Here is a 20,774-nt window from a genome sequence, read left to right as displayed (position 1 = left end):
ACAGGATACCTAATATGTTTCGCAATAAAATTCAAACCTTGTCTGCCATCAGCCTGGGCCTGGCGTTGCTATGCCCCGTTAGTGTGCAGGCGCACGGCAATGAAAAGCATGCCGCCCCGGCCTTGTTTGTCGGCGAAAGCACCGCTGCCGCTCAGGCGGTAAAAGCGTTTCATCAGGCGTTACGCGCTGGTGATGCCAATGCTGCCCGCGCCATGCTGGCAGATGACGTACTGATTGTCGAAGGTAATGGCGTAGAGCGCTCGGCAGATGAGTATGCCAGTCACCATATGCTGGCCGATATGAAATTTATGGCGGCGGTACAGGTAGAGGCGCTGGAACATCAGACCAAGGTGCTGGGCAAGGTGGCCTATTCGGTTAGCCGCAGCCAACTGACTGGCGAATATAAAGGCAAGCCGGTTGACGTTATCAGTAAAGAAACGCTGGTGCTGGTAGATAACGGCGACGGTTGGAAGATCGTGCATGTGCACTGGTCGCACTAAGGCAACAGCGGGAGAGCACTATGAAGTTAACTCTGATAACGGCAATGCTGGCAGCCACTGCGCTATTGGCTGGTTGTAAAGACGCCGGCCCGGCTAAACCGGAAACTACAGCTTTGTCCGACAGTGCTGGCAATGCGGCAGCACTAACCCTCACGGTATACAAAACGCCAAGCTGCGGTTGCTGTAAAAAGTGGGTATTGCACCTTGAACAGCAGGGAGTGGTTGCACACACGAAAAATTATGATGATTTAAGTGGCATTAAAGCCCGCTACGGTATCTCACCACAGTATTATTCCTGTCACACCGCCGTATCGGAGCAGGGCTATGCTTTTGAAGGCCATATCCCTGCTAAATACATCCGGCAATTCCTCGCTGAGTCGCATCCGGATGCGATTGGCCTGAGTGTACCGGCGATGCCGCTCGGCTCACCGGGCATGGAGGTCGAAGACCGCTTTATGCCGTACGACATTCTGCTGCTAAACAAAGATGGCAGCGCCAGCGTCTACGCCCACATCAGCGATGCTTCGATGCAGTAGCCAATAATAGGCGCTTAAAAAAATGATACGTACCAGCAACAGTAGACACTTCACAAAGCACTGTTCTTCAAATGAAAATTCTTTTTGCTTAGATAGCTAAGAGCACTTAAGGAATGCGCCTTACCGTAATCTCAGGTGGGGTGTGTAGTAGCTCAGCTGGTAGAGCGCGACCTTGCCAAGGTCGAGGTCACGAGTTCGAACCTCGTAACTCGCTCCAAATACTTAAGAAGCCGCTTACCCAAGCGGCTTTTTTGCATCTGCGGTATCGCTTTTGGCATCGTTATCCTATTCACGTTCTGTGGCACTGTTCACCTTATTTAGTCCCTTCTTAGAACACAAAATCCCCTGCTGGTGCATTATGCGTTAGAACTGCTTTAAGCCGTTGTTATCGAGCCAAATGCGTGCGGGTTGAGGTTTATATATTCGGTTTTATTGGCTTAGAAGAAACCTAATGGATCCTCGCTGTAGCTCACTAACAGGTTCTTGGTTTGCTGATAATGATTCAAGGCCAATTTGTGCGTTTCACGGCCAATACCCGATTTTTTATAGCCACCAAAAGCAGCGTGCGCCGGATACATATGGTAGCAGTTAGTCCACACCCGACCGGCTTCGATTTTGCGGCCAAAATGATAAGCGCGATTCATATTTCGCGTCCACACACCCGCACCTAAGCCAAATTCCGAACTGTTGGCCAGTCGCAATGCTTCAGCTTCATCTTTAAAGGTAGACATGGAAATCACTGGACCAAAAATCTCTTCTTGGAACACCCGCATATCGTTAGTGCCTTTTAAGATAGTCGGCTGAATATAATAGCCACCGTTTAAGTCGTCGTTTAGTTCTTCAACGTGACCGCCGATCAGCACTTGTGCGCCTTCTTTTTTACCGATTTCAATATAACTTAAGATTTTATCAAACTGAGCTTGGGAGGCTTGAGCGCCTACCATGGTTTCGCTGTCTAATGGGTTGCCGCGTTTAATTTGTAGTGTGCGCTCTAAAATGCGCGCAATAAATTGCTCGTAAATGTCTTCCTGAATAAACAGTCGTGACGGGCAAGTACAGACTTCACCTTGGTTAAAATAGGCGAGTACAGCGCCTTCAATGGCCTTACTTAAAAACGCATCATCTTTGTCCATAACATCGTTAAAAAAGATATTTGGCGATTTACCGCCAAGCTCGACGGTTGATGGAATAATATTTTCTGCGGCACATTTCAAAATGTGCGAGCCAACAGGCGTAGAGCCAGTAAAAGCTATTTTGGCAATGCGCGTGCTGGTGGCCAGGGCTTCACCGGCTTCTTTACCAAAGCCATTGACTACATTCAGCACACCGGCTGGCAGCAAATCGCCGATTAATTCAAGCAGCACTAAAATAGAAGCGGGCGTTTGCTCTGCGGGTTTTAAAATGACACAGTTACCGGCAGCTAATGCAGGTGCTAGTTTCCACGCGGCCATTAAAATAGGGAAGTTCCAAGGAATGATTTGGCCAACGACACCCAGTGGCTCATGGAAATGGTATGCAACCGTGGTTTCGTCAATCTCACCAATGCTACCCTCTTGAGCGCGAATGCAGCCAGCAAAATAGCGGAAGTGATCAATAGCTAGCGGAATATCTGCTGCCAAGGTTTCACGAATGGCTTTGCCGTTATCCCAAGACTCAGCAACCGACAACATCTCTAAGTTTTGCTCCATGCGATCGGCAATTTTTAACAAAATATTACTGCGCGTCGCCACTGAAGTCTTGCCCCAAGCGGCTTTAGCCTGATGTGCTTTGTCGAGCGCTAATTCGATATCCTCTTTGCTAGATCGTGGGATCTGACAAAACACCTTGCCGTTAACCGGACTTTTATTTTCAAAATATTGTCCTTTAATGGGAGCGATCCATTCGCCACCAATATAATTACCATATTGCGCTTTAAAGTTTACTAAGGCACCGGCTGTACCTGGATTTGCATAAATCATAGTCTATCCTTTGTCTAAATAGTGATAGTGCATTTAGTGATTAATTAACTAAATTTGGCGGAAGGTTATTGTGTTTTAGCCGCCATAAGTTCACCTTAACGAAGGTGTGTTAAACACGCTTGCTTTCTAGTCCAGACTTTTTGTCTATTTGTCCAAATAGAGGGAGACTATGACAACATCGGTTCTCACCCAAAGACGCCAACGCATTAACGTACTTGTTGAAAACAAAGTGAGCTTTGCCGGTGAGCATGCCGAATTGAGTATTTATGACACCTATCAAGATGCGCAAAAGGTTGCCTTGCATTCCAGCGAGCTATTGTTTTGCGGCATGTTAACGGGCAAGAAAGTCATGCATGTGGCCGATTGCCAATATCATAGTGCTTTTTTACCGCATCAATCTTTTGTCCTGGCACCAGGACAAAAAGTGCTCATCGATTTCCCTGAGGCAACACTGCAACAACCTACTACTTGCTTAGCCATTGAAATTAGTACCGATAAAATTCGTAAAGTGGTAGATGCACTTAATTTTAAACAAGAAATTAGCAACAACGATTTTTTTCATTATGTGCCGAAGTTAGTGCACGGTCAGCATAATCTGCAAACACAACAGTTACTGGAAAAAATGATCACGTTGTTTAGTGAAAACGAGCAACATCGTGAATACTTAATTGAATTGTCATTAAACGAACTGATTACTCGTCTGTTACAGCAGCAAAGCCGCGAGCTGCTGCTGGCCAGTTGTAAGCAAGCTAATATGTCTACCCCGCTGGGGAATGTGCTGAATTTTATTGAACAACATCTGCATGAAGATATTCAGATTGAAACGTTATGTAAGATCGCCTGCATGAGCCGCAGTAAATTTTATCAGCAGTTTAAATTAGCTTTTGGGGTAACCCCAGCGCTATGGCAGCAACAATTGCGGTTACAACAAGCTTATCGCTTATTGCAAGCAGGCGAGCGAATCAGTCAGGTCTGCTACCAGTTAGGCTTCAATAATCCGAGCCACTTTAGTCGGGTGTTTAAGCAAACCTTTGGGGCGTCTCCAAAACACATTACTAAAGCAAATTAGCAGCCGTTTAAAACAGTGTTAACGCATATTACGCTAGTTTAGCTGGTTCAGTGACCTCACTACATCTTCATGTGTGCAGCTTGGAGTTCGGCGTGACCAGCGTTTCTTCAAAGGCCGCGATCGCATCAGTAATACGGTCAAGATTGACCTCGGGTGAACCATACACCTGTTGCATAATGTCGACATAGCCCGGAATAGATTTAATCACATCCACTGCCAAAGTATGTGGCATTGCCATCTCAACTTCAGCCTGGATAGGGCCCGCTGCCTGTTCTTTCAGGTTAGCAGCCCGACCATCCCAGAACTGAGCGATAGACAAACTGGAGTTAAATACCGTCGGAGAATTGACTGGCCCAGCCTGCCATTTATGGCCGATAGACGTTTTAAGGTTGTCGGTACCGCCTAACGACAAGTTATGGCAGGTGTTACAGGAAATTATGCCTGACATCGACAAACGCGGATCAAAAAACAGCTTTTTGCCAAGTTCGACTTTTTCAGGCTCGGTAATAACGGCAGGTTTAATGGGTTGTACCGGTTCAGGTCTTGGTGTTGCTGCGTAAGCAGCCAAGGACATAATACAATTAACTAGTATGAGTTTAAAGGCAGGGTTCTTCATTGTGCATCCTATGCTAGTTTCATTTTCTCTAATTTAAATATAGAGTAATTAAAGCGTAGATGGCAACTAAATAGCAGATAGTCTGTTCATAAATGGAGGCTGTAATAAGAACGGCACTAAATGTTCGTGATCTTGCCCTGCTGTAGGCCAGTATTTACAACCCAGTAAGCATCACTTACCTGTTAAACGTTACATACCATCCATGAATTCTACGGAATCAAAAAAACTACCTATTCACTTAGATTTAAGCTCGCAGCATGCGGGTCATTTTTAGGTCAAGTTATAATTGTGATCGTCATGCGGCAGATGAAGGCACTGCTACTTTTAGCCAAATATAAATTAAGGATATTAGTCAGTTATCTCCTCAGTACCAGCAACAGTATACACTTCACTAAGCATTGTTCTTCAATTCAAATTCTCTGGACTGAGATAGCAAAGTATTAAACTACGAGTAACAAAGCTTCTAAAGTGCAGTGGCAGTGTCTTCAGGCAAAAGGTATGACCTCGATGGGAGCCGCCCTAAAGATTGCCAAGGTCGTGACCGAGGACATTGTGACCATTGCGTCACCTGCTTATCGCCCGACAATTGTTCTTGTTTCTAATGGACAGCCCAATGATAGCTGCCGTTTCACCATGAAAGCATTGCATTTCATGATGAAACGGTCGGAACTTAGATTACTTAATAACGATAGGGTTGATCGGTGACCCTGAACCACGTGCCATCTTCAACGGAGCAGCGGTGAACATAAAGGTGTATTGACCATCTTTAGCGCTGTCAGCCGCCAGATCGTCTAACCAATAAAGCTCGCTTAAAACCACGCCCAAGTCGCGAATCAACGCGCCGTGCAATGGAATCACGTAATCAACGCCGTCAATCTTTTGTGGCACCAGCTCGACCGCTAGGTTATCCGCAGCAATCACTGGAATTTCCATCGCATCGACCCATTTCACCAGTTCTTTGCTGTAACAAAGGCCTGGTTCAGTGGTTGCAGTCCATTCCGCATCTGGCGTATCAGTGTAGAAACGACCGACTGAACCTGTACGAATCAACAGGATATCGCGCTTTTCAATGGTCACACCTTGCGCTTTCGCGGTATCTTTCAAATCTTCTAAAGTTACACAGCTACTTGGTGCAAGGCGGCCTGATTTGCCACCTTTAAGTTTACCCACATCCAGCAGTATACCGCGGCCGACAATACCGTGGCTCGCCAGACTACCGATATCAACGTGGTCATGACCGTGAACGGTGCTGTCTGCACTCACGCCACCGTAGACTTTGTCGCCGTACCATGCGTGACCCAAGGCATCCATATGAGTGGTACCTTGCAAATACATAAATACCGCGTCGTCGGAATACTTAACTCCACCCGCAAGCGCATCGAGCTTGCCAGTTGAATACATACTTTCGTCTTGCGTCATATAATGCATGGCCGGCACGCGCCCCGGGAAAACGGGACCCACGCCGTGAATCATCGGTAATTGTAAGGTGAATTTTTTACCTTGCTTGACCGCCTTTACACCACGCAATGCCTGCGCATCGTCGAGATAATTCAGGGCACCGATTTGGTCGTTAGTACCCCATTTACCCCAGTTTTTTGGCATGTCTGCTTGCAGCTTTTCAATTGGAGTTTCGCTCGCAACAGCAACGGCAGCTAGGCTAACAAAAGCTGCGGTAAGTGCTGCCGAGATCAGTGTTTTAGTTGTCTTCATGATAAAAGTCCTTCTTGTTATTGGTGTTATTATCAGTTGTTTAGTTTTATGTACTTCGTTTCGAGGTATTCCTCGATGCCTTGACGGCCGCCCTCACGGCCCATACCCGACGCTTTGATACCTCCAAATGGCACAGCCGCATCGGAAATCAGGCCGCTATTAATGCCTACCATCCCGACTTCAAGCTGCCTTACAGAGCGTTGAATTTGTTCTAGATTCTGTGTAAATACATAGGCTGCCAAGCCCGCGTGCTGACCGCGCAATTGTTGCAATAGCGTGCTGCTATCAATGAAGCGCACTAGTGGTGCCACTGGCCCAAAAATCTCTTCTTGGACACAACGTGCCGAAGCATCGACCTCGGTGATAACCGTAGGTAAATACCAGTTTCCATGGTCACGCCAGCGTTTTCCGCCGCAACGAATTTCACCACCATGCTGGATCGCGTCTGTGACCATTTGTTCGACTTTGTGCAACGCCGCACGATTGATCAGCGGCCCCACCGTCACCTCAGGTTGATCGCCCGTTCCCAGTTGCAACTGTTGCACACGGTCAGTCAGGCGCTGGGCAAAGTCATCATAGACGCTGTCGGCAACATAAAAGGCATTAGCGCAAACACAGGTTTGTCCGGCATTACGGAATTTAGCAGCGATTGCTCCGTCGACAGCAGCATCAAGATCAGCATCGGCACAAACTATGAAAGGAGCGTTGCCACCTAACTCCAGCGATAGGCGCTTAAGCGTCGGTGCACAAGCTGCCATTAAACTGCGTCCTACTGCGGTCGAGCCGGTGAAGCTTAGCTTGCGCACCCTTGACGATTGGGTTAAACGCTCGCCAATCACTTGCGCATCACCCGTCACCACATTGAGCACCCCAGCCGGAATACCTACTTGCGCGGCAAGTTCAGCGAGCGCTAACGCGGTGAAAGGGGTATCGGGCGCTGGTTTGACGATCTTGGTGCAGCCAGCGGCTAAAGCGGGGGCAACCTTACGCGTTATCATTGCCGCCGGAAAATTCCACGGCGTAATGGCGGCGCAAACCCCTACCGGCTCACTTGTCACCAGCATATCTAAAGGTTGCTGACCGTAAGGTAACGCGGCGCCGATATCGAGTAAGGCGGGTTGCGCGAACCACTGGATATAACTGGCCGCATAATCAATCTCACCGAGCGCTTCGGCATAGGGCTTACCTTGTTCGAGGGTGAGGATTCGAGCTAACCGCTTACGCTCGGCCTTAATACTGTTGAACCAAGCCGTAAGCAGCGCACAGCGTTCACGCACGGGCACTTCGCGCCAGTGATAAAATGCCGCTTCGGCCGCTTCAATACAGTCATCGATTTGTTGTACGCCGAGCTGGGGCACAGCACCTAAGCGTTCGCCCGTGGCCGGATTGAATACCGACTGAGTGCTCTTATCAAGCGCGTCGACCCATTTGCCATTGACATAGGCCTGCTGGCGTAACTGCGGTATTTCGTTGTGAAACATCTGCACTTCTTTAACTCCTACTATTGATACGAGCTGCGCTGGTTGAGCCAACGCTTTTGCTTTTTGACCAAGGTCGATTGATCGATGCCGAGAGCCGTCGCTGCTTGCCGTGTGGTACCATACATGGCCATCGCCTGTTCAATCAGTCTCTGTTCCAGCCGTTCAACCTGGTCTTTCAGGCTCAACCCGGGGCTTCTATAACTCTCATTAACTCCTAACTCGATGGGCAATTGCGCAGTGGTTATCAGTGACTGCTCAGCAGTCACCACTAAGCGTTCAGTGAGATTAATCAGTTCACGAATGTTACCCGGCCAGGCATAACGTTGCATCCGTTCAATCACCTCGCGCTGCCAGCGGCAATCGAATTCATACTTGCAGTTAAAATGATGCAGATAGTGTTCTAACAGAGCTTCGATTTCTTCGGCACGTTCACGCAGCGGGGGGAGTTCCAACGGTACAACTCTGAGGCGATACAGCAAATCTTCGCGAAAACGCTGTTGTGCCACCAGTTGATGTAAATCGTGATGGGTAGCAGAAATCAAGCGAAAATTGGTGCGCTTGAATTGCGTACCGCCGACTGGAATAAAGCGATTTTCTGCGATCACCTTGAGCAGTTTGGCCTGCAGACTTAACGGCAAGTCACCAATTTCATCAAGGAATAGCGTGCCATTATTTGCTGCCTCTAAAAGCCCTGTTTTGCCTTTCTGCGAGGCCCCTGTAAACGCCCCCGGAACATAACCGAACAACTCGGCTTCGAGTAGGCTTTCTGGCATTGCCGCACAGTTCAGCTCAATAAAGGGTCCTTTCGCGACGCTACTGTATTCGTGAATGGTGCGTGCCAGAAGCGTCTTACCTGTACCGGTCTCACCTTGAATCAGGATCTTCGCTGCTGTCGGTGCGACCCGCTTAGCCAGATCGTAGCACTGCTGCGTTGCCCGACTAATAATGAAGGGCTCGTGCTCTTGCTCACCACTATAGTGTTCGCGCACATGTAAGATTTGTTCAAGCTGCTCTTCAGCCCGCTTCGCTTGCAGCAACTCGGTCACGTCGCGCACCGTCGACAACACAAATTCAATGCGCCCTTCGCGATCAAACATGGGCGTTCCCGACACTAGTATCTGGTGGTATTCGCCAATGGTTTGGGTCAAGGTGACTGGTCCCTGTTCTTTAAGCACTTCCAGTGTCACCGACCGTGAGATATAGCCGCGTTGCACCACTTCCGACATGTGCAAGCCCGTCAGTGCCTGCCGTGGAATACCGGTGATCCGTTCATAGGCTTTGTTGACCGTTAACGTGATACCATTACCATCGGTGATGTACACGCCATCGCTCATGGCATCAATGATACGCTGTAAGTTGTCACCGGAAATCATGACTGCTGCTCCCGTAAGCGCCAGCCGTATATCAAGAAACACAGCAGTAAGCCGGCAGCGAATGCCCAAGTAGCGCCTTTGACGACTAAGATAGCGGCGATAACGCCGGCGATACCAAGATCACGCTCAGATTGCGCTTCTTGAATGCCGATACGTACACTGACATAGCCTTGAATCAGAAGGGTTAACGCCAACGCGATGCCCAATATGGGTTGTACGAGGCTAACCACGGGCAGCAACAGTAAGCCAGTATTGGTGCCCCAGCGGAACGAACCTGCACCACCGAAAATCGAGTCCATGGCTTGTCGACCTTTTTTGAAGCGCTCGACAATAACTACATGCATCGCCGCCCACAGCGGACCACACATGGTTACATCCGGTCCGATAAAACTCATTCCCAAGTTCCGTGCGCCAAAAATCATGTGCGCACGGTCGGGGTCATAATCAATTTTTTCATCTTGTCGCACTTCATCGGCTTCGTCCAGAATCGCCTTGCTTTGCAGGACATCGCCAAACAGAACGATGTATGCCGCAAGTACTGTCGGGATTGCCGTTATATACATACTCCAAGGTGGCAGGCCAACCCCAAACACGGTGTATTGACTGAACATGGTGACAAAATCGGGCGATGTGAAACCCCATTCGATATCAGGCCATGGTGCTTCTGAGAACAGCGGCGCTAGTACTATCGCCAACGCAATAATCGGGAAAATACCGAGTTTACCGATGGTTGCAAACAACCAATGACGGCTTTGCAGCGCAGTGAAGTGCTTCGAAAAAATCAAGTAAAATGCGATACCTACGGCAATCGAAATCGTAAACGGGTAGCTCTCGAAACGACCACCATCGTCAAACACTACGGCAATGGCTGCCAGACCTGCACCCATGATAATACCAGCCTTCATGGCGCTGGGAATCAATTGCACGACGCGTTTAGCGGCTCCCGACGCGCCAAGGGATATTGCGAACAACCCAAGCATCATTTGGAAGGCAATCAGCGCATGCACCCGCGCCTCACCCTCAGGGAACGCCCCAACATACATCATCAGCAGAGGAATCGCCGGAGTGATCCAACCGGGTACTACTGGGTCTCCGAGCAAATGATGCAGCAAATAAAATAGCCCGTTGATGACCACAATGGCCAACGCTGCCTCAAACGGCATCCCCAACAGCTCGGTCATAAGCGAAATTGCGGCCAAGTCGACCGCACACATCAGTAGACCTTGAAAGTAATCCGGCCATTCAAACCGATAATGAATAAACGGTAACCGCAGTTTAAACGGTCCCAGCGCGAAAAACGGAGCCTCTGCACCAAACGTACGTTGCTTCCATAAAGACATACGGCGCTCCTTAATAGGCTTCTCGATAAATATCTTCGATATCACTCACGGATAGCTCCCGTGGGTTATTGCGCAGCAATCGAGTGACGCCGCTCGCCGCTAAGGCTAGTACCGATAACGCCGATTCCGGAATATTAAAAGCTCGTAATTGTGATGGAATATTTACCGCGTCACACAGGCGCTGAATCTCACTAAGTACATATTCGCCCGCCTCAGCATTGCGGATATCAGGTGCAGCGCCGAAGGCATGTGCGAGTGCGACAAAGCGCCCAGGGCAAGCGGCTTGATTCCAGCGCATCACTGGAACAAACATCACTGCATTACTCATTCCGTGTGACAGGTGGTAGCGTCCGCCCAAGGGGTACGCAAGCGCATGAACCGCACCTACCCCGGCGTTACCAAAGGCAAGGCCCGCCATGAGGCTCGCAGTCGCCATTTCTTCGCGCGCAGCAAGGTCGTCAGGTTGCCGGTAGGCACGCTCGAGCGAGGCACGGATTTTAGTGATCGCCGCTAGCGAATAAGGTTCGGTCAACGCGGTGGCAAAGTTCGACAAATAGCTTTCGACCGCATGCACTAGAGCATCTATACCACTGGCCGCAGTCACGGAGGGGGGGCAGCTTAGAGTCAGTTCCGGCGCTACAATTGCGACATCTGGCAGCAGTTCATTGCTGACTATCCCTTTTTTGATTTGCGCTTCGGTATCGGCCAGAATTGAGATATTGGTAACTTCCGAGCCTGTTCCCGCCGTGGTAGGTAAGCAGATCAGAGGATAACGGCGCGATGCCACTTGATCTTCACCGAAGAGTTCAGACAACGGACGCTCATCACCGACAAAAACCGCGACCGCTTTTGCGGTATCCATAGCGCTGCCTCCACCGACAGCGATAATTCCGTCGCACTGATGTTGGACGAATAAGTCACGGCAGGTCTCTACAACAGCCATTTCTGGTTCTGCAGTAATGGCGTCAAACACCGTTAAATCTGCAATGCCTTGGTCGCGTAATTGTGCGGTGATCTGTGCTGTAATACCCGCGTCACTAACGCCGCGGTCGGTCACTATAAGTGGATTCTGCGTGCCCAACTGACACATTTCTCGATAGAGCTCGCGGCTCGACTGCGCACCGGTTAGAAGCCGCCTTGCAGTTTTGAAGATTTGAACAGATGAAGTATCCATGTGCTTCCTTATTCTTATTTTTGGCCTAGAGCTTTTGCAAACCCCATGCCAACCTTAATTAAATGTTTAACATTATGTTTTTTATAGTTATTTTTAATCTGAATGACTAGATGGAGCGATTGCGTTGATGATTTTGTTCATCAGTTTGCCTTAAGCTGATGAATAATGTCATCATAACTAGCTTTTTGTGAAAAAGATAAATCCTATGAAAACATATAGTTAAGGTTGGTATTCGACTTGGCACAGCCATTGCAGAAAAAAGATGCAACAGGTCGCAGCAATTGCTGATATCTGTCATCAACAATAACAATTACAAGAGGCAATGGTTATGGCACTCAAAACAACTCATCTATATTATTTACCTGCAGTCGTTGCGGCCGCACTTTCCGCATCCGCTGCGGCTCACGCAGAAACCGCAGCACCGGCTTGGGATTTCGAATTTCACGGCTACATAAATGCTCACGCTGTATTCGCTGATTGCGATGACTCCGGCGCCGCTGTGGCTGGCAACGCGTTGCTATGTACCGGCAAAGATGCAACCTCAGTATCGAATGGCTATAGCCCAGCCAGCTTCCAGTTTTCGGCAAGTACGCAGCGAGATGGTTTCGATCTCAAAGCGTTTCTCGCGATTGAACCTGGCACCACCGACAACAGCGCCTTTAACGGGAACGGCGATAATCGTGCCTATCGCGCCTTTTTCACCGTTGGTAACGCCGACATGGGCACCATTAAAGTGGGGCGTGATTATGGGGTATTTGGTATCGATGTCGTGCTAGAAGACATGGCCTTGGGTGGCGTTGGCGCAACAGCTGCTATTCGGAGTCCGTTGAATACCACTCTTGGTGCCGCAGGTTACGGCTATGTGTTTGCCGACCGACTCTCTCAGATCACTTACAGACGCCAGTTAGGTGAGCACTTTCAAGCTGATATCGGGATCTTCCAACCGCTCGACCCAGTAAGCTTTGGTGGTAACGGTTACGTCGGCGACTCCGGCTCTGAACGTCCGGGTATCCACGGACGTCTGCGCTACAATTTCGAGCAAGGCTATATTTCTAGTACCTTTTTCAGCCAAGACGTTGCCACCCCGAACGGTGATTATACCGCACGTGGTATCGACGTAACCGCAGCACTCCAACTCGGCGCGACGCGCTTAGCTGCCTCAGCATTTGATGGCCAAGGTTTAGGCTATTATGGATTACTGGTCGACGGCGCAGATATCAATGGCACGCCGCGCGACACCTCAGGCTGGTTCACCCAAGCCACGCACACTATCGGAGCCACTAAGTTTGGCATTAACTATGGCGTCTCAACCGTAGATTTAGCTGGCGTTGATGCCTTGGTGCAAGTGGAGCAGCAAAGGAAACTGAGTGCAGGTGTATGGCACACACTCTGGACCATGTTCACCATTTCTGGAGAAGTCTCGCGGATGGAAGCAGAAAGCCATGCCGGCGAGAGCATTGAAAATACCGCGTTTAGCGTGGGGCTTGCATTAAGTTTCTAAACGTCCCTGAAAAACCATAGGCCCGCACGCAAGGTGTGGGTCGTTACTCTTGGTTTCGCCCTAAGCTCTATTCCGTTTCCGTGCAGCAAGCATGAGTTGAAGCGAATGTATCACAATAAGGATAAATTATTTTGCTCACAGCTGATTTAGCATTTCCTGAATTTTTAGATGGCGGATCTTCTTCAGCATTTGCATTTCGCAAGCTTTACCGTCATGGGCGGGTTCTGCAGCAACTTGTGCCGCCAACTTATCTGCAGCCGGCATGATTGTCTTTTTCATTTGTTCCATAATTCTTAATGACAGTGCCTCTGGCAATCCAAGCGCCAGCCCAAATTGCAAGACATGGTTTTCTTAACTCACCAAAATGAGCTGCCGCTCCCATTTTCTGAGAGAGCTCTTCAAGATGATGTTTTCCAACCACTGCATAGATACTGGTGCTTAAAAGATCATAGTGAGGCATCAACTGATAGCCTCGGTCAGTTAATCGAAACGATAAGTTCTTCAGATGTGCATCACCATTACCAACAAAGGCGTTGAACAAAGCCCATTTGAAAATAGCTAACCGGGCTGGACCAGGCGCAATACAGCTATCCGCAAGTTTTTTAAGACTTTCGACTGAGCTTGCACTGTATTTTTCTCTGAATGACAGCCCCAGAAGCTGGCATCCATCTATGACATGTAATCGATGAATATCTGGATACTCACCAGACCGATCAAAACGTTTTACGATATGAACCGGTGCAGGAAGATAAATATGGTGTACCTCCGGCACAGACAGGCCACACGCTCTGGCCAACGACATGACAAACCATTCATTTCGAGTAGTAAAGTAATACGCCGAAGCGTCAGTATGTTCAGGCTTTAAAATGTGCGTTGACGGCAACTGGCCAGAAGGTTCATAGAGTTGCCCATCTTTGAAAATCACCAACATTTTGTGTTGCGCGCCCGCAAGCGACATTTTTTTTCGTTCGCTTAGATTTAAAGGAAGCTTTGGTAGGTTTAGGATTCTTTCATTGAGCTCTGCCGGTGTTAGCTCGATAGCCTGTCCGGCATCTAATTTTGCACCTGGTGTTAATAGCGTAAAAGCCCCTGCCGATTCATGGCCAATTGCTGTCAGCAAAGAAAACGCATCACCAGGTTGCACTTTGGCCTCTTTTTCAAGCAAGGTTCTGGCTTGCTCTTCTGGCAATAAATTGTCAAAAAACCATTGCACAGGCCGGGTTGTGGCGCCATCCAGTTGTCTACCGGCTTTGAATAAAAGCCCTGGTATGATGTTGTAGCCATGAGTTAACCATGTACTGTCATACTCAAATCCCCACAACGACGATTCTTCGAATAGCTTTCCAACTAAAGTGCGGTCAAGATAAACGACTAACTCTCTCATGACCGTCGCACCCGTTTGCTGTTCGATACCTTTTCCCATAGTTCAAGGAAGGTCTTTATATCAGTACGCTGAAGTCTCTTACCATCTTCATATAAAACGCCACTCCGATATGTTTTTGATAGTTCCTCTGTTGGGCTATCTGAGGCGACATTATAATTGTGTAAATTACCGCCATGTTTTACCGAGTTTTGATATTTAGCCAGCATGGTGTCAACATCAGGCGGCAGAGTCAGCTCAACCCCAATTCCCAATGATTCTAACACCTGCAACACTTTGCCAATTTGTGCCGTTTCTTTTCCGTTCTCCAAATGGCTTAAAAATGATTGTCCTGCGCTGGAGAGTTGAGCTGCGGTTAGCTGGTCTAAATCCTGAGAAATCCGAGTGATACGAATAACCTGACCAATGTCAGCAACACTTTCAACAGGTATTTTCACTGGGAAACCTCGTTAATTTATTCGAACAAATAAAATAGCTACATTCTTACCTTTAATGTAGAACAATTTGTTCGCTCTAACAAGTTAGTGTCTATTGTTAAGCTTTAAGGTTGTAACTTATGCGAACGGACTATTTATTAAACCTAAAATAAAATGATACGTACCAGCAACAGTAGACACTTCACAAAGCACTGTTCTTCAACTGAAAATTCTCTGGGCTGAGATCGCCAAGAGTACTTTATGAATGCGCTTTAATGTAATCTCAGGTGAGCTTCGCTTTTACATGTATTCGCGTTAACGTTTAATCATTTTATAGGCTGATGAATCATAGAGTGCAAAATCACCCGTGCTCTCATTAGGTTTACCATTGTACAAATCTTTACCACAGTAGGGGCAAAACAAAACTTCAGCGCTTACTGTCCAGATAACTTCGCCAACTGCTTCGAGATAATGGCTTTCTTCCAGATCTTCGTCAGTCGCTTCACGAATTAGACTCAGATACCAAAGTTTTTTTCCACATTAGCTTAACTCATCTTTATACAGATAAGCTCCTGCAGGAAGGTGGTCACATTTATGTTCTTCCATCAGATGTTCCATAGCACTTTGGCGCTGATAGGGGGCTTTCAAAACGCTTCTTTTCATACCTGTTCAAAAAGTTGAGCCTGCGTTTGTAATGGCTCTGCTCTTTTTATGAACAATGTTTTTAATGCTTCAATATGCGCAAGTTGTTCCTGGCTAAGGGGGCCACCGAGAAATCCCGCTTTAGTAAGCATGCCCGGCAAGCACGTCATCAAGATTATCCAGCGTAAAGCCCCGGTAAGACACGTCATAGCTATGACGATTAAGTTGTTGTAGCAAGCTTTTCGATTTCATTATCAGCTTGGTTTCACTATATTTTCTGGATTGCCGTTTCACTTCTGCGATCAGAATTTTTTTATTCAAATCATCGATAGCAACAATATCAATCTCATCTTCCCCTTTGCTATCCCAGTAACTCCCTATCTGGTTGAACTGCTTGGACTCGGCAAGAATGGCTTTAAATAAGTTTTCCAGTTGCTTACCCGAATAGGTGTCAAAATCTCTGTCGATAATCCGCCTGATAAAGTCAAAGTTCTCGATTTCCACCGCGCTGCGATTGCTGTAGATAAACCTGAACCAAAAACTTAGAAATTCATCTGCAATCTCATAGCGAATATCTCGTGAGCTCTCTTTTGCCGTTATAGACCTGATTTTATTGATAATATCAAAGTCCTTTTCGAGCTTTTCCAAATGAACGCCAACCCCGATGGCAAGATAGTTTTCTATTCTCGGCCGGGTGTTATAGCCACTCGCGATTGCGCCGAGAATATCAAAATAGGCTCTGTGCTCTGAACCGAAATCTTCGACTAGGCGATGCATCCCTTCTTTTATAAGGGGTGAGGTATCAGAGATAAGGCTGGAGAGCGGTTCATTTGTCGCATTATTTAGCCATTCAAGATATTTAGGAATACCGCCTGATAAACACCACCATAACAACAAGTCCTCCGGATTATATTTGCCGTTGTCTTGCATAATGGCTTTGATGTAACCGGGAGTAAGCGGATTGATTTTGAAAAAATAATCATCTCGGTTTAGTAAGGGCTGCTTTTCATCCTTGAAGAGTCGAGTCATCAGGTTGTACAAAGAGCCACAGCAAACCAGATGCAGCATCGCGCTTTTTTTGTAACTATCCCAAAGATTCTGCAAATCTGAGAATAAGCCAGGCTCTACTCTTTCGATATCCTGAAACTCATCGATAACGATAGTCAAAGGTACCTTGGTGGCATAATCAAATAAGTATTCGAAAATATCTTTCAGGCTGGTTGGCTGAAAAAACCGCGATTTCAGTTTAAACTCAAGAATGGCAGTAAACTCACTGACCAGCGCTTTTTCAGACTTACGGCCAATAAAAAGGTAGAGATGTTGATGCTTGTTACTGTCGAACGCTTCATTCAACAACCTGGTTTTGCCAACACGGCGACGACCCACTACAACACTGAGTATCCCTTTTGAATGTTCAATGTTGCCGCTGATTTCCCGAAGCGCTGCTAGCTGTGATTCTCTATTGTAAAACTGCTGCACGACATCACCAGTAATATCTTAGTTTCTTCCTGAGGTTTACTGTAACATAGATTACTGTAAAATCAATTACAGAGATTGAGCGGAAAAATGCAAACCTGACATGGTGACTTCTGTCCTGCTAATGTTAAAGCTCGAGCAGTGATTTATGAGGGGCCAGTTTCTTTTTATTCAAGCCCAACGTTTTACAAAGGTATCCATGGCAGCAACCGAGCCATATTGCGCGCATCGTCGATACCACGATGATGTTGGCCTTCAAAGGCAAGGTTATGAAAGGCCAATGCGGCTTGCAAACCAGAGCGACGTTTGGCTGCTCTGCCTTCACGCCACAATTGCTTCAGGTTTTTGTGCTCTAGTGCCATAAAAGCAGGCTCACAACCGTTGTGTTGCCGCTCAGCACCCAGCTGATGCCGATCGTAATCGCCCCAAGACGCCCAGCAAAAAGGCTGATAAGCAGCAAGCCATGCATCTATTACTTTAACTACCTCTGCATAGACCGGCGCGACAGCAACTTGCTGCTGAGAAATTCCGGTTAATTGTGTGCAAAAGGAACTGAGCTGTGGGCGTAACACAGGGCGCACGATAAAGGACTTTGCATCCAGCAACTTGCCATCGGGCTCTGCCACTACACAGCCAAACTCAATAACTTCCATATCCTCAACGGTTTGGCGACGATTAAGACTAGGTACATCACCATCCCAGCAGGTGGCTTCTAAATCGACTATCAGCAGATGTTTGGGCATGTGCTACCATTTCAGAAAATTTTAATAATTCAGCGCGTTATAATAATACTATACAGCTTAAAAGTTTCTTTAAATTGTGTCAGTTAATTTTCGAACCATTACGTATTTCGCTTTGTTCGGCCGTAATTAGTGTTCCTTGGCATCTATTTACTTTTAACGTACAACATTAGCAGTGAAGTTCTAAAAAAGCGTCACTTTGGGTTAGTGATCAGCTAAGTAGTCGCTGGCTATATCTGTGCATACCTTCAAATATCGGTTCAGCTATAAAACTAGGAAAACCAGCGGGCAGTTCATCAGCAACCTTATTAATCACATCTGCAGTCATGCTTCCCATTTCATGTAGTATCCGCTCCATGCTCGATAATGGAAAACCGACTTCACCAGCGGTGTTGAAAAAGTGTTTAGGGCCGATCAACCGGCATTCTGTTTTTCTGCCTTTGGACCCCTTTAATGACATTGCCAAACGCAAGTCTTTTTCATGTAGACCTTTTTTAGAGATTGCAGGGAAGGCGGACAAGATATCGTATAGCGGGGTTAGCCGGTATTGATCTTGCCGTTCAAGAAAAATGGAGAAATTCTTAGCGTGACCATCTGTTGCACCCAGCAGCCAGAATAAAACCTGAGTGCGCATGAAAGTTTCTCTGTCATGCTTGGGATTAGCAGCACCAAGTAGTTCCTGCATTATGGTTGAAATGGCAGGGCCGCCGTCCACCTCATATTTTCTAGCGGGGGAGGTGCCGCTAACCTGGCAGAAATCCTCTTGCGGTAGTCGCATGATCCAGCTGTTGTCAGGCGCCATCTTGCGATCAAAGCGCTCAACCGCCAGTGCTTTAATACCGTCCGCCATCATCATCTGACATTTTGCCGTTTCAAAGCCGTAGGTTTTGGCGATGTTAAGACATAGATACTCATTTTCAACACTGTGTGTCATATCAATCACACGATCATGTGAGCGTATCTCACCTATTGGCAGCTTAATAATGTGCGTTGTTGGTGTAGCCTTATGTGGCAAGCACCATTGGCCTTGATAGAATAATAGTGCCGTTTTTTCCTGAGCACCGGCCAGTGAAATACGAAAATCTTGTGTATCGTCCAGCATACCTAAGGGTTTTTTTGCCTGATAGCCATTTAATATCTTTGCTAGTTCAGTATCTGTTAGCGCACTCGCCTCAATCCGCTTTATGGTAGGCGCAGCTGCACCTGACGGAACCAGCTGTATCGCACCGACACAATCCCTTCCGACCTGGCTAAGGATATCAAAAGGTTCGGTTGAGTTTGCTTTAAAGCGTGCCACCATTCGCTCGCGAATTTCGCGAGAGTCGGGTAGTAAGTTGTCAAAAAAGTTATAGACTTGTGGCCCTGTATAACGTTCTGGTCGAAGTGTTAAGGAAAGCGATAAGCTTCGACGTCCTGGCGAGTTCAGCCAATCAGTATCGTAAGTGAAACTATTCGCACCTCGTCTATCGCGCTGGTATTCACCAACCCTGATCCCATTCATGTAAATATCAAGCGTGTCCATTTACCAGCCCTCCTGCCATGTATCTTGGTCTGGCTGTAAGGATGTTTCGCGGGGCGAGATATCCAGCTGTAGTTGCAAGGCGGCAAGGATTTTGAAAAATGTGGCTAACTTGCAGGATTCAGGTTTGTTCTCAAAATCAGAAATTGTCGCCACCCGAAGACCGACCAGCTGAGCGATCTCTGATTGCGTAACACCCTGCTTTTTGCGATATGCTTTTATAAGAGTGCTAAGTTGTTCTGGACGGGTGATCTGCATCAAACACACTCCACATTGTTAAATGTAATTTGTAATGAGTGTATACGCCTTACCGTAATTATTGTCAATATACGCTAGGGCGTAATTTAAATTGATATACGCTAAGGCGTAATAAAGAATGTTGAGTTTGGTGGTTCATGGCTGAAGCATCGCGGGTATTTATAGCTGTTCAAATGCCAAAAATTCATCTAAAAGTGTCGAAAAAATTCGACATAAAAACTCAGATTTTTTTTCGGTTTTAAAAAATTTTGTCGTAGGCCTCCTGAGGAAAAGGTCAAATTTTTGGTAGCTAAAAGTGACTAAAAATGTGACTAATTGGGTTTAAATGGTTGTGTTTTTGGGTTAATCTAGGTGTCGCTCTTTATATAAGTGCATGATATATATAAAACATTATAATTTGGTGAGATAGGTTTCTGCGCTCCGGAGGCAGAGGTCAGAGGTTCGAATCCTCTCGGGTGCGCCAAACGTCAAAACCGCCATAGGGCGGTTTTCTCGTTTGTGGACCTTGCCGGATGAGAGCCTGTCGTTCGACAAAACGGCAGGAAAGCCGTTTTGGACGTTGCGTAGCAACGCCCGCAGGGCGAGGTACAGGATGTACCGAGTCAATCCTGACGGGTGCGCCAATCAAATCAACCACTTATGCGAAAGCTAAGTGGTTTTTTTGTTTTATGTGCCACGATTGTGCCATGAATGTGCCACCTTCCATTTCAACAATGTTCAGAAATCGAAAAAAACGACCTCTGCTCGAAATCCTGACAGTATTGCTCTATAAAAATGCATTCTAGCGAGCAATCAAAATGCATGCCGCTGCGCTTCATCTTCACTTTATCCGACAGCTTTGGATATATACCCCTTAGTTGCTTAAAGGTTATAGTGGTTAAAAGTTAATCCGCATTCTTTGAAAGCGATTTAGCCTGTTTCTTTTTGGCAACCTTATGGGCTGCGAATAGCGTTAAACCGATGAGGACTATACCAACAAATAAAATTACCAAGCTTAATTGAGCTATTGTCATTTACAGCGCACTCTTAAAACCTCAACCTTATAAATTACTATAGCCGCATTCGCCTGTCTCCAGCCAAAAAA

Annotated in this window: 19 protein-coding genes, 1 tRNA gene and 1 pseudogene; 6 read left to right on the top strand and 15 right to left on the bottom strand. The window is 47.1% G+C overall.

The genetic code is table 11. The features are described 5' to 3' along the window. Positions 1-14 precede the first annotated feature (14 nt). From AEST_RS12680 to AEST_RS12670, 3 genes are all read left to right on the top strand, one after another. Positions 15-500: a YybH family protein gene (locus AEST_RS12680; RefSeq protein WP_008609530.1), complete on the top strand. Its 486-nt coding sequence runs from the start codon at positions 15-17 to the stop codon at positions 498-500. Positions 501-520: 20 nt separating this feature from the next. Continuing rightward, complete coding sequence (locus tag AEST_RS12675) at positions 521-1,036, top strand: DUF411 domain-containing protein (RefSeq protein ID WP_008609529.1); 516 nt, start codon at positions 521-523, stop codon at positions 1,034-1,036. A gap of 137 nt (positions 1,037-1,173) precedes the next feature. Next, positions 1,174-1,253, top strand: a tRNA-Gly gene (locus tag AEST_RS12670). A 220-nt stretch (positions 1,254-1,473) separates the two neighbouring features. Here the strand turns inward: AEST_RS12670 and exaC are convergent. Then, positions 1,474-2,994 (bottom strand): acetaldehyde dehydrogenase ExaC, encoded by a 1,521-nt coding sequence (gene exaC / locus AEST_RS12665; protein ID WP_008609528.1) that lies wholly within the window; start codon positions 2,992-2,994, stop codon positions 1,474-1,476. Positions 2,995-3,163: 169 nt separating this feature from the next. Between exaC and AEST_RS12660 the strand changes: the two genes are divergently transcribed. Continuing rightward, positions 3,164-4,063 carry an AraC family transcriptional regulator gene (locus AEST_RS12660; RefSeq protein WP_039925502.1) on the top strand — a complete coding sequence of 300 codons (900 nt, stop codon included), beginning with the start codon at positions 3,164-3,166 and terminating at the stop codon, positions 4,061-4,063. 67 nt (positions 4,064-4,130) lie between these two features. On the opposite strand, the gene AEST_RS12655 is transcribed toward AEST_RS12660, so the two are convergent. Further along, positions 4,131-4,637, bottom strand: coding sequence for a cytochrome c peroxidase (locus AEST_RS12655; protein WP_202948021.1), 507 nt, complete (start codon positions 4,635-4,637; stop codon positions 4,131-4,133). 184 nt (positions 4,638-4,821) lie between these two features. On the opposite strand from AEST_RS12655, the pseudogene AEST_RS17590 reads away from it, so the two are divergent. Then, a pseudogene (locus AEST_RS17590) lies at positions 4,822-5,017 on the top strand (lipoyl synthase); the annotation flags it as partial. A 337-nt stretch (positions 5,018-5,354) separates the two neighbouring features. On the opposite strand, the gene AEST_RS12650 reads toward AEST_RS17590, so the two are convergent. From AEST_RS12650 to AEST_RS12630, 5 genes are read right to left on the bottom strand one after another with little or no spacing between them, the layout of a single operon-like run. After that, positions 5,355-6,389, bottom strand: coding sequence for a cyclase family protein (locus AEST_RS12650; RefSeq protein WP_008609524.1), 1,035 nt, complete (start codon positions 6,387-6,389; stop codon positions 5,355-5,357). Between the two features lie 32 nt (positions 6,390-6,421). Then, positions 6,422-7,870: an NAD-dependent succinate-semialdehyde dehydrogenase gene (locus tag AEST_RS12645; protein WP_039925501.1), complete on the bottom strand. Its 1,449-nt coding sequence runs from the start codon at positions 7,868-7,870 to the stop codon at positions 6,422-6,424. A 20-nt stretch (positions 7,871-7,890) separates the two neighbouring features. Continuing rightward, positions 7,891-9,243 carry a sigma-54 interaction domain-containing protein gene (locus AEST_RS12640; protein WP_008609521.1) on the bottom strand — a complete coding sequence of 451 codons (1,353 nt, stop codon included), beginning with the start codon at positions 9,241-9,243 and terminating at the stop codon, positions 7,891-7,893. Then, positions 9,240-10,583 (bottom strand): permease family protein, encoded by a 1,344-nt coding sequence (locus AEST_RS12635; protein WP_008609519.1) that lies wholly within the window; start codon positions 10,581-10,583, stop codon positions 9,240-9,242. Before AEST_RS12635 ends, AEST_RS12640 begins: the two co-directional genes overlap by 4 nt. 10 nt (positions 10,584-10,593) lie before the next feature. Continuing rightward, positions 10,594-11,757, bottom strand: a complete 1,164-nt coding sequence (locus tag AEST_RS12630; protein WP_008609517.1) for an iron-containing alcohol dehydrogenase — start codon at positions 11,755-11,757, stop codon at positions 10,594-10,596. Between the two features lie 328 nt (positions 11,758-12,085). Here AEST_RS12630 and AEST_RS12625 point away from each other — a divergent pair, with 328 nt between their 5' ends. After that, positions 12,086-13,258 carry a porin family protein gene (locus AEST_RS12625; protein WP_008609516.1) on the top strand — a complete coding sequence of 391 codons (1,173 nt, stop codon included), beginning with the start codon at positions 12,086-12,088 and terminating at the stop codon, positions 13,256-13,258. 135 nt (positions 13,259-13,393) lie between these two features. On the opposite strand, the gene AEST_RS17205 is transcribed toward AEST_RS12625, so the two are convergent. The 8 genes from AEST_RS17205 to AEST_RS12595 all read right to left on the bottom strand — a co-directional run bounded on the left by AEST_RS17205 (position 13,394) and on the right by AEST_RS12595 (position 19,690). Next, a complete protein-coding gene (locus tag AEST_RS17205) occupies positions 13,394-13,537 on the bottom strand; it encodes a hypothetical protein (protein ID WP_008609515.1) in 144 nt (47 codons plus the stop codon). After that, positions 13,506-14,642, bottom strand: coding sequence for a HipA domain-containing protein (locus AEST_RS12620; protein WP_008609514.1), 1,137 nt, complete (start codon positions 14,640-14,642; stop codon positions 13,506-13,508). The genes AEST_RS17205 and AEST_RS12620 overlap by 32 nt, the downstream gene beginning before the upstream one ends. Next, positions 14,639-15,076 carry a helix-turn-helix domain-containing protein gene (locus AEST_RS12615; protein ID WP_008609513.1) on the bottom strand — a complete coding sequence of 146 codons (438 nt, stop codon included), beginning with the start codon at positions 15,074-15,076 and terminating at the stop codon, positions 14,639-14,641. The genes AEST_RS12620 and AEST_RS12615 overlap by 4 nt, the downstream gene beginning before the upstream one ends. 519 nt (positions 15,077-15,595) lie before the next feature. Beyond that, entirely contained in the window at positions 15,596-15,718 is a 123-nt protein-coding gene (locus tag AEST_RS17530) for a hypothetical protein (RefSeq protein WP_008609512.1), read from the bottom strand. Positions 15,719-15,838: 120 nt separating this feature from the next. After that, positions 15,839-17,176 carry an ATP-binding protein gene (locus tag AEST_RS12610; RefSeq protein WP_008609510.1) on the bottom strand — a complete coding sequence of 446 codons (1,338 nt, stop codon included), beginning with the start codon at positions 17,174-17,176 and terminating at the stop codon, positions 15,839-15,841. A gap of 182 nt (positions 17,177-17,358) precedes the next feature. Further along, positions 17,359-17,916 carry a 3'-5' exonuclease gene (locus AEST_RS12605; RefSeq protein WP_008609509.1) on the bottom strand — a complete coding sequence of 186 codons (558 nt, stop codon included), beginning with the start codon at positions 17,914-17,916 and terminating at the stop codon, positions 17,359-17,361. 208 nt (positions 17,917-18,124) lie between these two features. Next, positions 18,125-19,435, bottom strand: a complete 1,311-nt coding sequence (locus tag AEST_RS12600; RefSeq protein ID WP_008609508.1) for a type II toxin-antitoxin system HipA family toxin — start codon at positions 19,433-19,435, stop codon at positions 18,125-18,127. Beyond that, entirely contained in the window at positions 19,436-19,690 is a 255-nt protein-coding gene (locus tag AEST_RS12595) for a helix-turn-helix domain-containing protein (RefSeq protein ID WP_008609507.1), read from the bottom strand. Positions 19,691-20,774: the final 1,084 nt, after the last annotated feature.

It is taken from the genome of Alishewanella aestuarii B11 (assembly GCF_000280055.1).
Taxonomy (GTDB): domain Bacteria; phylum Pseudomonadota; class Gammaproteobacteria; order Enterobacterales; family Alteromonadaceae; genus Alishewanella; species Alishewanella aestuarii.
Note: the sequence above shows the minus strand (reverse complement) of the source record. Positions and strands in the feature narration are given on the sequence as shown.